The organism is Runella rosea, assembly GCF_003325355.1.
Classification (GTDB): Bacteria; Bacteroidota; Bacteroidia; order Cytophagales; family Spirosomataceae; genus Runella; species Runella rosea.
This window is the reverse complement of sequence record NZ_CP030850.1, coordinates 562403-579031: the sequence shown is the minus strand read 5'-3', so window position 1 is coordinate 579031 and position 16629 is coordinate 562403. Positions and strand designations below refer to the sequence as shown.

Annotated in this window: 8 protein-coding genes; 3 read left to right on the top strand and 5 right to left on the bottom strand. The window is 39.0% G+C overall.

From position 1 onward, the window contains the following. The first annotated feature begins 32 nt into the window (after positions 1–32). From DR864_RS02560 to DR864_RS02545, 3 genes are all read left to right on the top strand, one after another. Entirely contained in the window at positions 33–3071 is a 3039-nt protein-coding gene (locus DR864_RS02560; protein WP_114065476.1) for a DEAD/DEAH box helicase, read from the top strand. Further along, positions 3068–4519: an acetate and sugar kinases/Hsc70/actin family protein gene (locus tag DR864_RS02555; RefSeq protein ID WP_114065475.1), complete on the top strand. Its 1452-nt coding sequence runs from the start codon at positions 3068–3070 to the stop codon at positions 4517–4519. Before DR864_RS02560 ends, DR864_RS02555 begins: the two co-directional genes overlap by 4 nt. A gap of 490 nt (positions 4520–5009) precedes the next feature. After that, positions 5010–7475, top strand: coding sequence for an outer membrane beta-barrel family protein (locus tag DR864_RS02545; RefSeq protein ID WP_114065473.1), 2466 nt, complete (start codon positions 5010–5012; stop codon positions 7473–7475). A 151-nt stretch (positions 7476–7626) separates the two neighbouring features. Here DR864_RS02545 and DR864_RS02540 read toward each other — a convergent pair whose 3' ends face one another. The 5 genes from DR864_RS02540 to DR864_RS02520 form a co-directional block, all read right to left on the bottom strand. Continuing rightward, complete coding sequence (locus tag DR864_RS02540; RefSeq protein WP_162793523.1) at positions 7627–8889, bottom strand: TolC family protein; 1263 nt, start codon at positions 8887–8889, stop codon at positions 7627–7629. 58 nt (positions 8890–8947) lie between these two features. After that, positions 8948–10066: an ABC transporter permease gene (locus tag DR864_RS02535; RefSeq protein WP_114065471.1), complete on the bottom strand. Its 1119-nt coding sequence runs from the start codon at positions 10064–10066 to the stop codon at positions 8948–8950. A gap of 36 nt (positions 10067–10102) precedes the next feature. Continuing rightward, positions 10103–11065, bottom strand: a complete 963-nt coding sequence (locus DR864_RS02530) for an HlyD family secretion protein (protein ID WP_229599504.1) — start codon at positions 11063–11065, stop codon at positions 10103–10105. An 18-nt stretch (positions 11066–11083) separates the two neighbouring features. Continuing rightward, complete coding sequence (locus DR864_RS02525) at positions 11084–11770, bottom strand: ABC transporter ATP-binding protein (protein ID WP_114065469.1); 687 nt, start codon at positions 11768–11770, stop codon at positions 11084–11086. A gap of 280 nt (positions 11771–12050) precedes the next feature. Next, positions 12051–16328 (bottom strand): right-handed parallel beta-helix repeat-containing protein, encoded by a 4278-nt coding sequence (locus DR864_RS02520; protein WP_114065468.1) that lies wholly within the window; start codon positions 16326–16328, stop codon positions 12051–12053. Positions 16329–16629: the final 301 nt, after the last annotated feature.

Below are 16629 nucleotides of genomic sequence, written 5' to 3'. Positions count from 1 at the left end.
AATGTATTTCATAAAGGATAAAAATAATTGTTATGCTCTCAAACAGCCTTAAATATAGCAAGGGACAAAGAGTTTCATTAAGCAAAAATCTAACAAAGAAAGGATACATTGATAATGTATCAGACTTCTATGCGGGCTATCAATACTATGATATTCTATGGGATGATGGTTCACTAGAAGTTCTGGCTGAGCATGAGATACAAGAAGAAATAAAAATTTCTACTTCATGGGATCTCTTATCAAATAATTCTTTGGGCGACTTTCGTGATTTTTCAATTGCAAATACTCTATATAAAGTAAAAAATACGACTACAAATACAATCTCCAGTCTAAAGTCATCACGTACTATATTCAAAGCTTATCAGTATAAGCCTTTAATTAAATTTTTAAAATCTGATTTAAAGAGAATATTAATTGCAGATGAGGTTGGATTAGGAAAGACAATTGAAGCAGGCCATATAATGCTTGAATTAGCAGCGAGGGGAAATTTAAATAACGCACTAATAATTTGTACAAACTCACTCTGTGATAAATGGAAAACTGAACTTCAAGAAAAATTTAATTTTACATTAAAAAAATATTTAAATTCAAATGAGCTTATACAAGACATCCAGAATGATATAAATGCAGCAAGAAAAACCATCTTTGGAGTTATTAATTATGAAAAATGTCGACAAGAGGAACTGCAAAATATAATAGCAGAAAATAATTACAAATTTGATTTACTTATTTGTGATGAAGCGCATAAAATTCGCAATAGTGATACAGCTCAACATAAAGGAGTAGCAAAAATAGTAGACAATTCAGAGGCGGTAATTTTCCTTACTGCAACACCTATAATGACAGAGCTTAGGAACCTCTATAACCTTATTCGAATACTTGATAAAGAAGGATATAGTAATTATGGTGTTTTTAATAATGCTATAAATCAAAATCGGCCATTTATCAAAGCACTTACTAAACTAAACTCAAACTCACCTCTAAATGAAATTGCGACAGAACTAAACAATTCATTGGTGGTTTCTGAAATGAGTGTAGACGATCAGATTTATTTCACCCAACAGTCTACGATAAATGAAATTTATCAAAATGACAAATTATATCAACGGGCAATAAAAAATATGATTGACGGAGAAAATTCCACAGAAAATCGAATTAAAATACAGCAAGACCTCGTTGAATTAAATTCATTAAATCATTTATATAGTCGTACAAGGAAAAAGGACGTTATGAATGATAACGAAGTTGTTAAGCGTAATCCAAAAACAATTACAATCACTCTAACTTCCGACGAAACACTGATTTACAACTCTGTAATCAATGAATACGATGAACATAATATAGGTTTAATACAGCGAAAAAGACAAATAGCAAGTTGTATAATTACATATTTGACTAGTACAGAAGATTTAAAAAAAGGTAATTATACTACCACTTTAACGGATAGTAAATTTGATGGACTTAAAAGTATTATCAGAGAAGTAGTAATAAATAATAATAAAAAACTTATAATATTCGCTTTTTTCACTAATACACTATTGTATCTTAAAATCAAACTAAAAGAGTTAAATATTGAAACTGAAATAATTTATGGCGCTATTACAGATAGAACCGAACGTATCGAAAGATTTCAATACAACGAAAATATAAAGATTTTACTTTCCTCCGAAGTAGGGAGTGAAGGTCTTGACTTCCAATTTTGTGATGCAATAGTTAACTATGATTTACCATGGAATCCAATGGTTATTGAACAACGAATTGGCCGCATTGATAGAGTTGGACAGCAATCACCCATAATTAATATATATAATTTAATTTTAAAAGACACAATTGAGGAACGAATTTATTCAAAACTATATACACGAATCAATCTTTTTCGAGAATCGTTAGGAGATTTAGAAGAAATATTAGGGGAAAATGAGCCCCTTGGAGAACTTATTACCAAAGGTATAGAATCTCTCTATAAAACTAAATTAAGTTTAATTGAACAAAATAATGAATTAGAGCGATTAAGTAGAGCAATCGAAAACAATAAACAAACATTAGAAAATGTAAGAAGTGAGCTTGCAGACGCCTTTGCAAATGATTTCCATTTCCAAAATGAAATAGACTTAATTGAAAAAAATAACAGATACTTAACAAAAGAAGAAATAATTAAATATATTGAAAATATTTTGCGAATAGAATTAAGTTCTATTAAATTAAAAAACGAAGATCCCAATATTTCAATTCTTGAACTTCCATCAAATAATACATCAATACTTATTGATTTTATTGAACAATATAAAGACTCCTCTAGCAAGAACCCTGAGTTGGAAAATTTATATAGAAAATTTAAAAATCAATATATAAAATCAAGAGAGATTACAATTACTTTCGATCAATTATATGCTTTTAAACACAAAAAAATCGAATATATATCCGCATTCCACCCCTTTATTAATGCAATAACTAATTATTTTTCTCAACAAAAATATAATCAAAATTTGGCTTATAAAATTGCCATAAATACAAATAAAATATCCCCCAAATTTGATATTAATAGTGGGTTCTATATTTTTACAGTTTATAAGATAAGTGTCTTGAAGAATTCTGGAAATGGCAAAATAAATACCATACATTATTTAAAGTCATCGTTAGCCGATTTAAACAAAGAAGAGTCTATAGAAATATTAGATGAAAATATAAGCGACTACATTTATGGTATTTTACAATTAAATTGTGAGCAGCTATATGATGATAATGTTAAACTAAACACTGAAATTGTTCAAGCCATCAGACCTTCTATAATGATGGAAATAAAAAACAGAGAAAAAGACATTAGAGATGATGAAGAAATAAAGTTTTTCTCATCTATTAAACGTCGAACAGAACAAGAGCTTAAATATATCAATAGTCGTATTAATAGGATTAGTGAAATGATTATAAATAACAATGGTATTGAAGCCATCCTCATTAAAGAAAAAAAGAATTTCCTTCAAAAACAGATAGACTTGGAAAAAATTAATACTAATGCAAGAATTGAGGTTTCACATTCTATTATCTCTATCAATTTATTAAAAATAATATGAAAAAATATAATATTGGCCTTGATTTTGGTACATTTCAGACTAAATCTTGTGTATATAGTATTGAAAATGATACTCATGAATTTTTTATTTTTTCCAATGGGAGTTATTTTTTGCTCTCACAAATTACTGAAAACTTAGATGGTAGGTTTGAATATGGGAATGATAAGTCATTAAATATAAAAGAAGAATACGTATATTTTAAGATAGCCGCAGCTGAGGACTATGAATTCCATGTTGAAACTTATGGGAAACCTATCAATGATTCTAGTTTTTATATTTACAATAGATTTAGAAACTATACTCCAGAATTTTTATCTGTTGTATATATTACTTATGTACTCTTTTCAATAAAAGAACATTATAAATCCTTAGCACAGAAGGCAACAAGAATTGGTGGATTACTTTCTAAATACACTCAAAATAAATCTGAAAATGATGACATAGAGTTCACCGTTCAACTCGGCATCCCTACAGAATGGTCTCAGAAGAAGAATATCAAGAGAAAAAGAAAGTTTGAAAATATACTTTTAATATCAGAAATGCTTCAAAAAAAGTATAATTCAAAGGATGATTTTCTAAATGCATCAACACAAGACCTTAAAGCAGATGTCTTAAATATATATAATTCATACAAGCATTTTGATGAAATAAGCTTTGATAGTTATATCAATAATTTTGGCATTTCAGTTTACCCTGAAACTGCTGCTGGATTAACATTCATTGTAAAAACCAGACAACTTGAGCCTGGATACTATGCAATTATGGATATCGGTGGAGGGAGCACTGATATATCTTTTTTTTCAATTCAAATTGGTGGCGAAATTCGATATTTAGCTTCTGAAAGTTATCTATTAGCTGCCAACAATGTTTATATAAATTATGCTAACCAAACGCCGTCATTAGCCAATCTAAAAGATGCTGAGATAGAAGTTATATCTAAAATTAATACTGGACAATGGAAAAATAACAAGAGCTTAAATGACACTTTAGAGAAAATAAATAAGCAATTAAATGCGATTATTTATAAGTTATTTAATAAAAGAGTTTATTGGTTTAACAAAGAAATGACAAGAAATTATTCTAATAAGCCTATTATTTTATATGGAGGCGGTTCTCGTTTACCAATTATTAATAGTGATAGAGTTTTAATTCATGACAATGGCAATTCTACAAGTTTAAAAATACCTTTAACCTATTTAGAAAAGCAGGAAATACATAAATTCACATCCATAATTAATATATTACCTTCTAATGAAACCTGGAAAAGTGATTTTCCTATTTTAGCTGTAGCTTTAGGTCTTTCTTTCATTAAACCAAAAAGCTCAGTAGATTGGTTTAACATCAATTATTATAATTACAAAGATGGAGATAGATTAAAAACAATCTCACATCCAGTGAATGAAGGTTATTACATTTATGATATACTTAATTCAAGATGGGAGTATTAATTTAAGAATTTCATCCAACTAAGATTTTATGTATCCATCGCAACCTAAATCGTATTCTTCTTATTTAGTTACCTCATTTCACATCCGCATTACTTTATATTGGGAGTAAACACCAGCTCCCTAGTGGAAAAATAATCTAAATTCAATTTTTGATACCCTGTATGATACCCAACTTCAAAAACTGGCCTAACTAACTGATAATCAACACTAATTTTCAGTCCCGTCCGGACCGCTTAGAAGCTCAGAGAAATCTGAGCTTTTTTTGTTTTATGCCCTTTCTGGCGCTTCTAGGGCACTTTTTTAAAAAATCAAACCTTTTAATTTTGATACCCGTTTTGATTAAAATTGTAAGGGTATCAAAAACTTCACCTATTAGAATCACAAATTTGTTCAAATTCCCAAACCTCAATTTTGAGATTGATTCAAAAGGCGAAACCTTTGAACGCATTTTGTCGTATTTTTGGGTGTTTGTTTATCTCACCCCATTTACATGTTAAGAAAAATTTTGCTTCTCCCTTTGCTGCTGCACATTTCGCTGGCTGCTTTTACCCAATCAGGTAGTTTTATCAAAGGAAAACTCGTTGACTCGCTGACGACCGAGCCGCTGGCGTTTGCCACGATTCGACTGGAATCCAAAAGTCAGGGAAGTATGGTCAAGGGAGAAGTAGCCGACGACAAAGGTTCATTTCAGTTTGTGGGCTTGAAAGACGATAAATACGTTATTAAGGTCGAATATGTAGGCTATAAAACCAGGTACATTGAGGTAAGTTATGACAAAGCCAGCCAACGGCTTGATTTGGGTTCGATTGCGCTCAGTCCATCGAGTCAACAACTCGACGTGGTGACGGTTACGGGAATCAAACCCAACGTGGTAGCTACCCTCGAAAAACAGGTGTTTAAAGCCGAACAGTTTGAAGTGGCGCGTGGTGGTACGGCCACCGACGTCCTGAAAAACATCCCCTCCGTAATGGTCAATGCCGAAGGAGAAATTACGGTTAGAGGGTCAAAAGGCTTTTTGATTTTGGTCAATGGCAAACCTTCCCAGATTGATGCCGCCACGATTTTGTCGCAAATTCCAGCCAATACCATTGAAAAGATAGAAATGATAACGGCTCCCTCGGCCAAATACGACGCCGACGGCAAAGCAGGAATCATCAACATTGTTACGAAAACAGGCACCAACGACGGTTTGTCGCTGACAACCAACGTCCAATACGGCCTGCCGCGCCTGAAAGCCTACGAAAACGCGACTGAACCGCTTCGCTACGGGGCCGATGCCACGCTCAATTACCGAAAAGGAAAGTGGGACGTGACGGTTTCGGGAAATTACCTCAAAAACGACATTGCTGGAAGAAGAGAAGGAGATGTTTATACCATTATTAACAACGTATTGACCCAGTTCCCAAGCGATGGAGAGCGGAGCCTAAAACGAGATAACTACGGCGCCCGGGCATCGGTCATTTATACCATTTCAAAATCGGATGAGCTTTCTGCGGGGGTGTATCTTGGTGCCCGCGACCAGTATCGCACGGCCGATATTTATTACCGAAACAACACCAAAACCAATCTTCTTACCAATCAGGTAGTGGGCAGAACGCAGTATTTTAATCCCAACTTGGTACTAAAATCGGGCGAATTTAAAGTGTTAAACCTCGACTATACCCACAAATTCAAAAACGCCTCGACCTTGAGCGTTTCGGGATTGTACGAAAATGCGCTGATTGATGGCTTTACTAAAAATAGCAATATCAACATCAATAACCTCAGAGACACGCTTCAATACACCCTCAACACTGGCTCTAATCCGCTCCAGGCCCTTCGCCTTAAAGCAGATTATGAAAAGCAAATAGGCATTGGAAAACTATCTCTGGGCTACCAGTACCGTCAACAAAACCAAGAGGGTGTGTTTGTTTATTCAGACAAAAACGGCAACAATCAACCGTTGGTAGTCAATCCTGCTTTTACGGCCAACGTCGCCATTTATAATCGCATTCATGGCCTGTATGCGCAGTACGCAGGGAAGTACAAAAAGCTGGAATTTTCGTCAGGAATGCGGTATGAGAATGCCCTTCGGGAATTTACGGATGACCGTGGCGGCCAACCCAATGATTTGAAATTATCAAATTTGTTCCCATCGGCCAATTTGCTGTACGATATGGGAAAAGACCTGCGACTCAAAGCCGCCTACAGTCGCCGCGTGCAACGTTCGACCAATAATGAACTGAACCCTTATCCCGAACGCGAACACAGCGAAACCCTCGAACAAGGCGATCCCAACATCCGTCCTGAATTTGTGGGAATTTACGAGTTGGGGTTGACCAAGGATTTTAAGAAAGTGTCGTTGTACTGGAATGTGTATCGGCAGCAAATAACGGACATCGTCAACCGCGTTAACAGCGTATATAACGACACCATTTTGAACCGAATTTACACCAACGCAGGCAAGGCGCGGTTGATGGGTTCGGAAATTGGGGTGACGATTTCGTTAGTTAAAAAGCTGAAAATCTTTGTCGGTGGAAACGTTTATAATCTAAAAATCAAGGGCACACTGTTTGATAAGTCGGTGGTAGTCAATAGCCAAGGCTGGGTATATTCCATAAATTCCAATCTCAACTATCAAATTTCGCCAACCTTGAGTACGCAGTTCAATTTATCGTATTTATCGGCGAGAAACACCGCGCAGGGCGAGGACTCGCGGTTTTATCAGCCTAATTTTTCGGTCAAAAAATCATTTATGAACAACAAAATGAGTGTTTCACTGCTTTGGCAAAATACCTCATTCGGGAAAATGAAAGTCAATGAACAACGAATTTCAACTTGGGGTAGTAATTTTTACACCACCACCAATTACATCCAAGAGACCAATATTTTCCTGTTAAACCTATCGTATAGCTTCAACAAAACTGATCGAAAAACCAAGTTACCATCGAGCGAATTTGGTGAGCGCGAGTTCTAATATACAAAAGTTGTTACGCTAAAAGCGATGATCTTGTTTGCCAGAAATGGCTATTTCTGGTTTTATTCATACCCCCAAGCTCAGAGAAATCTGAGTTTTTTTTGTTTTATGCCCTTTCTGACGCCTATAGAGAAGCACTTTACGCAAAAAATCATAATCCTCCCACGGCTTTTTTGTATCGGACCGCGGCCACTAAGAAGTTATAAACGCTCGTGAGGTAATTGTTTTCAGCACTTTGTAGGCTATATTCGGTATTTTTTAAATCAGAAAGCAAGATTGTGCCTTTTTCGTAACGAAAGCGGTCGGTTTCTAGAATTTGCTGGGCCAATACCAAATTGGCTTTTGTGTCCTCTAAGTTGATTTTTTCTTGGTTCAGAATGTTAGTAGTATTGCGCACTTCGTACCCAAAATCAGCCTTCAGTTTCTCTACGTTATTACGATTTACTTGGGCCTTAATTGCATAATCGCGTTTCAAAAGTGCCGTTTGTTTTCCGTCAAAAACGGGGACGTTGAGTTTCATACCGATGTAATTGAACGGAAACCACGTTCCCGAAGCAAAAGGATTGAATGTATCATTCAGCTGCAAGGCCGTATAATTTCCATAAGCCGATACCACTGGGGCTAGCCGCGCTTTTTGTTTTTGCTCGGTCAACTCATTTATTTTCAGGGCAGCCTGTTCTTGTAAAATTTCGGGGCGTTGGTCAATCGTACTTTCTAGCGACAATGACTGGTTTTGCAGAAATAAAGAGGTTAAGTTTTCTGTCAGTTCGACAACTACTTCGCTTTTTAGACCAATTTGGTACTTCAGGTTTTCTACACTCAGCGCCTCATCTTGCCGAGATTTATTGAGGTTAGATTGCGCATTATTGAACTCCAATACTAGGCGATCTAAATCGTTTTTGAGCAATGCTCCTTTTTCAAACTTGGTTTTTCCAGCTTCCCAATATGCCTTTGTTCGCTCAACGGTTTTCTCTGCTAAAACCAACTTCTCCCTCTGAAACAATGCCGCAAAATACGCCTCTGTTACAGCCAATTTTAAGTCTGACTTTAATTTTTCAAGCGTTATGGTTTGACTTTGTACCGTCGCTTGGTTGAGCTGTCGGTCGTATTTCGTGGCGGCATCATAGACTTTTTGCTCGGCACTGAGCCCCAGATTATTATTAAATGGTACTCCCAAAACCAATTTTACATCTTGCCCGTTGGCAAAAGGCGCATTTTTAAAAACGGAGGTTTGCAACTGCGTATTCCAGCGCATATCGGCCGAAGCATTAACTTGGGGAAGCCACTTGGCTTTCAATTTGTCATTTTCTCCTTCGGCCAACTGAACCTGCAATTGTTGGTTTTTGAGTTCCCAACGATTTTCCAACGCCATTTTAATGGCATCATTGAGCGTTAAGCGTTGAGCCGATGCCATTTGAAAACAGAATAAAATTATGTAGATGCAAACGAATGCCTTTTTCATCGCTAAATCTTTAAGTTCTAAATACTTGTGCAGGCTCCATTTTGATGATTTTACGCATGGCAAACAAACTCCCTAGGATGGCAATAAAAAGCGTAACGCCAATCAAGAAGAGCGTCAAATAAGGCGTAATTTTAATATTGAGGCTGGTTTTCGTAACATTCACAAAGCCCCTGAGTAGCACATAGGCCACCCCAAAACCCACCACCGAATAGAGTACCGCTTGCCATAAAATCAGTTGACGGATGATGCCGTTTGTACCCCCAATGGCTTTGAGCGTGCCGTAATCTTTAAGGCGGTCGTTAACTGCCGAAAACATCGTTAAGCCCACAATGGCAAAACCCGTAATAATGGCAAAAATGACCAACAACCCAAACGAAGCAACAATGCCGCTATTGAGCGCAAAATACTTTAAACTTTCGTCGGTATACACCTGTCCATCGCGGGCTTTTACACCTTTTATTTCCTTGTTAATATTGTCCACCACTTCTTGATTGGTGTAGCCTTTTTCAATTTCAATCAAGAAAGCCGACGCCTGGGTAGTAGGAATCTTACAAAGTTTACGTACACGTTCAACGGTCGTGAACCCATACGCTACTCCCAGTCCTTTGGCTCCTCTGGTGTTTCCACTCAAAAAAACGCGGTTGCCGTTAAATTCAAAATGGTCGCCTATTTTAATTTTTTTGGAGGAAATCTGGTCGTATTCATCGGTAATAATCGCTCCTTCTTGTTGTAAATCTTCCAAACTCCCCTTCACAAAATTCCAAGGTCCGCCAATATGCCTCGGCGATTGTGTCCCAATGAGCGTGATGGGGGTTTTAGTGTCGTCTTTAAACTTAGCACTCCCCGCTCCTACCACCATCGTATTGACCCTCAACACCCCCGCCACCGTCATCAATTCCCGCGATATACGCATATCCAACAAAGGTAAATCACTGACTTGCTGACTTTTATCGCTCACTACCCACACATACTGCTTGTTGTTTTCCGCCAACGAAATCGTTCCCCCCAAAAGAGCAAAGCAGATACCGAGTTGTTGTCCAATCAAAAACACGGACAAAATGATACCAAACAAGATTCCAAACATCTTGGCCTTGTCGTACCACATAAATTTGAAGGCTTCTTTGAACATTTTTTATTAGTTCGTTAGACGTTTTTCCGTTAGCTGTTACTTCAAAACAATAATACAATCTACACGGCTACCAATCAGCGGCATTTTGCCTGATTCGAGGCGAATAGACACATCCCGCACCCTACGGTCTTCTTGTTCGGTTGATTGATCTTTAAAAAGTGATTTTTGTTTTAGATAATCAGCGGCGTAGCTCACTGTGCCCGTAGCTAAAGTATCCCCTGATGTTTGTGAGAGAATAAATGCTTTTTGTCCTACCTGTACTCGCTCGGCGTAGAGTTCATCTACTTCCGTTTTGGCAAACAATGCCCCGTCGGGAGCAAAATCGGCGATTTTGGTGTCATTATTCACAAAATCACCCGTTTTTACCAATACCTTCAACACTTTTCCTCCTACCAAAGCCGCTACTCTCTTTTTTTCGACGACTGTTTTATAGTAATTAATATCAGCTTGTATCTCTCCAACCTTAGCTTGTGCCTGACGGATGTTGGCCTCGGCGGTCAGGAGGTCTTTGGTGAGTTTCTCAAACGTTGCTTTGCTATCGTCCAAAGCTTGTTTGGTTTGGGCATTCCCTTTGTATAGGTCAAGATTACGTTCATAATTATCTCGCGCATTATTTTGACTTACTTTCAACGCTTCGAGCGTTGCTTGATTGGCGGCGATAGTGGCCTGTTGGGTGCCAACTTTACTCTGAGCTTGGCGCAATTGGGCATTTTCCAATACTACTTCAACATCTAGCAGCACTTGCCCTTTTTTCACTGCTTGATTATCGTCTATCATTACACTCAACACCCGCCCGCTGGTGCCTGCGGTAAGGCTCATAATACCATCTTCGGGTTCGATACGTGCCACTCCCAAAATTTGATTTTTGGTCGTGGGCTTTGAAATCGAGTCGGTCTTGGCGGCCGTTTCTTCTTTGGCTTTTTTGTCGCTACAGCTTATGAAGGTCAATATCATTCCAAGGATACAGCATCCATTTTTTATAAGTGCAGTTATATTCATCGCGTTTTAAGGCTTTTATTATCCTAATTTTGTCAAATCAATGGGTGTTACAAACCCGTTTTTCACTTCTACGGCACGGTCTGCGTATTGTTGTAAACGTGGGTCGTGGGTCACCACAGCCACGGCTTTACCCTGCCGGGCCAATGTTTGTAATTCTTTCATTACTACAACCATTGAATCTTTATCTAATGAAGCCGTGGGTTCATCACAGAGCACCAACTTAGGCTCAGTTACCAAAGCACGGGCAATTGCAATTCGCTGCTGTTGCCCTCCCGACAGGGTCTTGGGTAAATTTTTTCTTCTGTCGGTCATACCAACCGTTTCGAGGGCTTTCTGAACGCGTCGTTTGCGTTCATCAGCACCCACTCCCAGCAGTTTTAGGGGCAGTTCAACGTTATCTTGGGCGCTGAGGGGAGAAAGTAAATTGAAGCTCTGAAATACAAATCCTATTTTTTCCAGCCTCAATCGGGCCAATTGACTTTGTTTCATCTCATTAATATGATTACCATCTACCCACAAATCGCCATGAGTGGGGTATATTACACACCCCAACATAGAGAGCAGGGTGGTTTTGCCCGAACCAGAAGGCCCGATAATGAGCGTCAGCTCACCTTCGTTCAACTGAAAATCCGTAGGTTGTAGTGCTACAATCGTTTGGTCACCCGTCTTGTATTCTTTACTTGCCCCTTTTAATTCTGCAATCATAAATGAGTACCCTCGTAATTAGTACGAAATTGTACTATTATAATCAATTTACATTGAAATTGTTTATAAAAATTTAAAAATAATTCCCCAAGATGAAGGAATTGGGTTATTTTGTGAGGAATATTGCTATCAAAGAAAGGTTGAATAAAGCCCACAACCCCGTACTTCGCAAACGGAACAAATGTTAGTCGGTATGAGTATTGGCGGGCTACTCAATGGGTCTGAACTATTTATTCCGCCCATATGCACCCCATTTAAGGGAAATTTTAATGCCGATTTTTTAATGACATCCCCCAACCTGGGCTACAAAAAGCACCCCATTGTCTGCTCTAAAACCTGCTTTTAACTCTACCGATTTGGCCGTGTAAATTACTTGAGAGGTCCCATTTATTTTGTTTGAAGCCGTAATCTTGCCAGTGGTGGCCGATGCCATTTTTTGATAAGCGCCCGACGAATAATCATTGTTGGGACTGACAAGCGTGACTTGGCCTTGGCATGGATTTCCATTGACGATAACAGTTACGGCATTTGATGCGACACTCGTACAGCCATTTACGGTACAGGTAGCGGTAAATGTAGTCGTATTATCCAACTTGATTGTCAAGGGATTGGTAATCAGATTGGCCACCGACCAATGAATCGTACCGCCACACCCTGTGGCAGTCAGTGTCGTGTTTCCTCCAAAATTGACGGTGGTGGGATTAGCACTAATACTGGGTGCGATTTGATTCACTACTACCTCGACACTTGCCGTGGCGGTACAAGCATTTCCATTTGTCACCAACACTATATATGTACCTGATGATGAAGTGCTTGCATTTACAATATCGGGATTTTGTAATGAAGATGAAAAGTTATTAGGCCCCGTCCAGGCATAAACAACTCCTCCAGAAGAAGTCAGTTGTAAGGTATTGCCTGCACAAATCGGGGAATTGCTTCCTGCGGTTGGAGTGGGTAAAGCATTTACGGCTACTACTATTGAATCGGCTGCCATACAACCATTTGCATTGGTTACCTTTACAGTATACATTCCTGACAATAAAGTAGATGCATTAAGAAAGCCTAAGTTTGGAGTGACTGATGTAAAATTATTGGGGCCTGTCCAAGCGTACGAAATACCCCCAGAAGCAGTGAGTGATAAATAGCTTCCTGCGCAAATCGGAGAGTTGCTGCTTACCGATGGAATAGGTAAGGGGTGTACCAATACTATTGTCGAGTCCGTGGCTGAGCAGCCGTTTCCCGCCGTAACTGTTACACTGTATGTACCCGATAATGAAGGAGTAGCATGCAAAAAAGTTGGATTTTGGACGGAAGATGAATAACTATTCGGTCCTGTCCAAGCATACGAAATACCGCCAGAACTTGTTAATTTTAGACTGTCTCCAGCACAAATGGGAGAGTTACTTCCAGCGGTTGGTATGGGTAAAGGATTGACTATCATCGTAATCGTGTCTGAAGCAACCACACATGCACCCGAGGTTAATACCACAACAACCTTATCACCGTTTGCCAAATTAGTAGTAGTAAAAGTAGCAGAGGTGCCATTTTGAATACTGGTACCATTGACTTTAAAAGTATAAAACGGCGCAAGCCCCACATGGATAGGCGTAGCAGTAAAGGTTACGCTCGTACCAGCACAAACGGTATCGCTTGGCGTAACCGCAATACTGACAGACATAACTCCCGCTTGATTCTCATACGCCCCCATATCCACCGTTATATTATGAATACGCGCCGCCCCGGTAATATCCGTACTGATACCTAAGGGAATATCAGCGTTGTTACCTACGTTCATGGCAGGGCTACAATTTTGAAGAGCCAAGCCATCATCGGCAGTACCAAAAATATTATCTGCGCCGTCTAGGTCATTTTGATTCACAAACAACGGGTCTTGATTGATATTATTGATGCCCGAAAAACCTCCTTCTACATCAGAGTAACTCACAATAGCAGAACCTTGCCCTTCAATGTTACTTACGAAAAACCCTCTCTTTTTGTTTCCCCAAAAAATACTATTTTTTATAGCTAAAGCGTAGTTGTAAGTATTGATAGCACCGCCCGAACTATAATACCCAGTGGCATAATTTCTGATAAAAGTGCAGTTGGTAATGGTATCTGAGCCGCTCGAACTCATAAATATACCTCCCCCGCCTAAAAAATCCCCAGTGGCAATGTTATCAGAAAAAGTACAATTGGATATTTTTAGTGACGACACACTAGAAGCACTCATCGCTCCACCTAATATCGCAGCATTATTTTTAAAAGTACAATGGGTAATGGTGAACGAAGCTGAATTACTGATAAACATTCCACCACCACCGCCATTACTTACTGTATTACTAGAAAAGACGCAATAGGAAATGATTGGCGAAGCTCCGTCAAGTAGGGACATCCCACCCCCACCACTTACTCCTCTATTTACAGAAAATCTGCAATTGGTAATGGTGGTAAAAGAGGTAAGAATTACCATTCCACCATCATTTGCTTGAGTAATGGTGAAGCCATCAAGAACCGTGGTGCTGTCGTCGTCCGCAGAGAGAACTACATGAGAAGTATTGTCATTATTATCATTAATCGTTCCTATATCTCCGCTCAAAATACTCGGATTGGCAGCTATTACGGCAGGGGTTCGTTCAGAGAGCGAAGTTTCTATTCCCGCAAAACTTCCATAGACCTTCACTTGGTTTTTGAGCATAAAAGCATAACTACTACTGGAAGTGCACCCCGTACAACCAGGAGGATAGGCATTCGGCTTATACGTACCCGCCGCTACCCAGACTTCGTCTTTGAGGTACGAGGAGTCAATCATGGCCTGTAAGTTGTCGGAGGCATTCGCCCAGCTGCTTCCATCGCCAGTGCCCGTGGCAGTAGGTTTCACGTATAATCGTCTAAAGGGTGGCGCAGGAGGGATATATTGATTTTCATAAGCCCCCATGTCAATTCTTGGGTTCTGAATGCGAGGGGCACCTGTAATGTCAGCCGTAGCCGTGATACCTACATTTGAGCCTTCTTCGGCGGCGGGACTGCTATTTTGTAGCGTTAAACCATCATCGGCAGTACTCAAAACATTATCTGCCCCATCTGGGTCGTTTGCGTTGACAAAGAGCGGGTCAATGGCAAATTTCATTCCATTTCCAGACCTTAACCCCGAAGAAGTGGCTACCGGATAGTTGGTGGTATTATTCGTCAATTGTAAGATTGAATAATTAATCCCAGTTCCTGAAAATGCAGTAATTAAATTCTCAATGTCAGCCCCAGGGACAGTAGGGTCAGAATTTTTTGCATTGCCCCAAAAAATACAATTTGTTAAGAGGGCCATCGTCCGCCCACTTCCTCCTTGTCCCCCTTCGTTGTAAATTCCTCCGCCGTGTTCGGTGGCATTGTTGCCATAAAAGGTACAATTGATAAAAGTCGAGTCGAAACCCAACTGGTTCATTACTCCACCGCCATTGGTGGCCGTATTGAAAGAAAAGCTACAATTACTAATATTTGGTGAAGCCTCCAAATTGTATAATCCTCCCCCTGCTGCTGAAGTATTGGCATAGAAATTAGATTGCTTAATGGTGGATGAAGTTATATGATTGTAAATACCGCCCCCTTTCGCATTTCCCACGTTGGCCGAAAAGTTACACTTCGTGATTGTCAGAGTAGAGGCGGCATCATTATAAATACCTCCACCAAAGTCTGCTTCGTTGTTTAAAAAATAGGTGTTGGTAATACTTGTGGAGCGTCCCCAAATCCAAAGTCCCCCGCCAAAAAGTGCTGTATTGCTGATAAATTGACAGCTTGAAAGGATTAAAGTACACAAATCATTATTAATTCCACCGCCATTAGAAGTCGCAGTATTGGCAGAAAAAATAGAATTATTGATGGTTAGCGAGCATTCTCTATTAAACATTCCACCACCATAAACTGCATTGTTATGTATAAAGCTACAATTTGAGATGGTGAGAGTGGAGAATACGTTTTTCATTCCACCTCCCTTATTTTTATTAACATTAAATGATTCTACCGTAATCTCTCCACCATTGGATGCATTGCCATGGGTGACTGTAAAACCATCTAACACCGTCGTACTGTCGTCCTTTACTGAGATAATGACGTGAAAAGTGTTATCGCTGTTGTCGTTAGTAATCCCAATATCGCCACTCAAAATACTTGGATTCGCCGCAATGACCATGAGGGTTCGTTCACTCAGCGAAGTTTCGGTGCCCGCAAAACCTCCATAAACTTTGACCTGGTTTTTGAGTATAAAGGCATAATCACGCGGGGAACTGCAATCGGTACAGCCCGTTGGATAGGCCATTGGTAGGTAAGTCCCCGCCGCAACCCAAATTTCATCATTGGCCGAAGCCCCATCTATCATCACCTGTAAGTTGCCCGAAGCATTAGACCAACTGCTTCCGTCGCCTGTGCCAGTAGCAGTAGGTTTTACAAAGAAAACAGTAGCATTTGCCCTGAATGAAAGCAAGTCAAACAAAACAAATGTAAGCAGAAACAAGCATAAGAGCTTCAGTCCATTACTTTTGTTCTGCTTTCTACAAGGTGATATTTTCATTTTTATTGGAAGTTAATGGCTATTTTAGCCGTTTAAATCACCGCAACAAACAGACAAAATACGGTTCACATACCCAGATGTGTTTCCTAATAGCATATTTAGACTGAATGTGTAAATAGGCTAAAAGCCCACCTACATTCAATGATTTTGAGCAGGGTGACGAATGAGAAAGGTCAGCTTTATAAAATATTGATATAGGGGATTTTCGACATCTATTTCGGAGGATTGTAGTATCTCGGTCATTTAACTATTGTCTGAATTGTCTAACAATAATTTAACTAACTTATTTATATGCCTGATG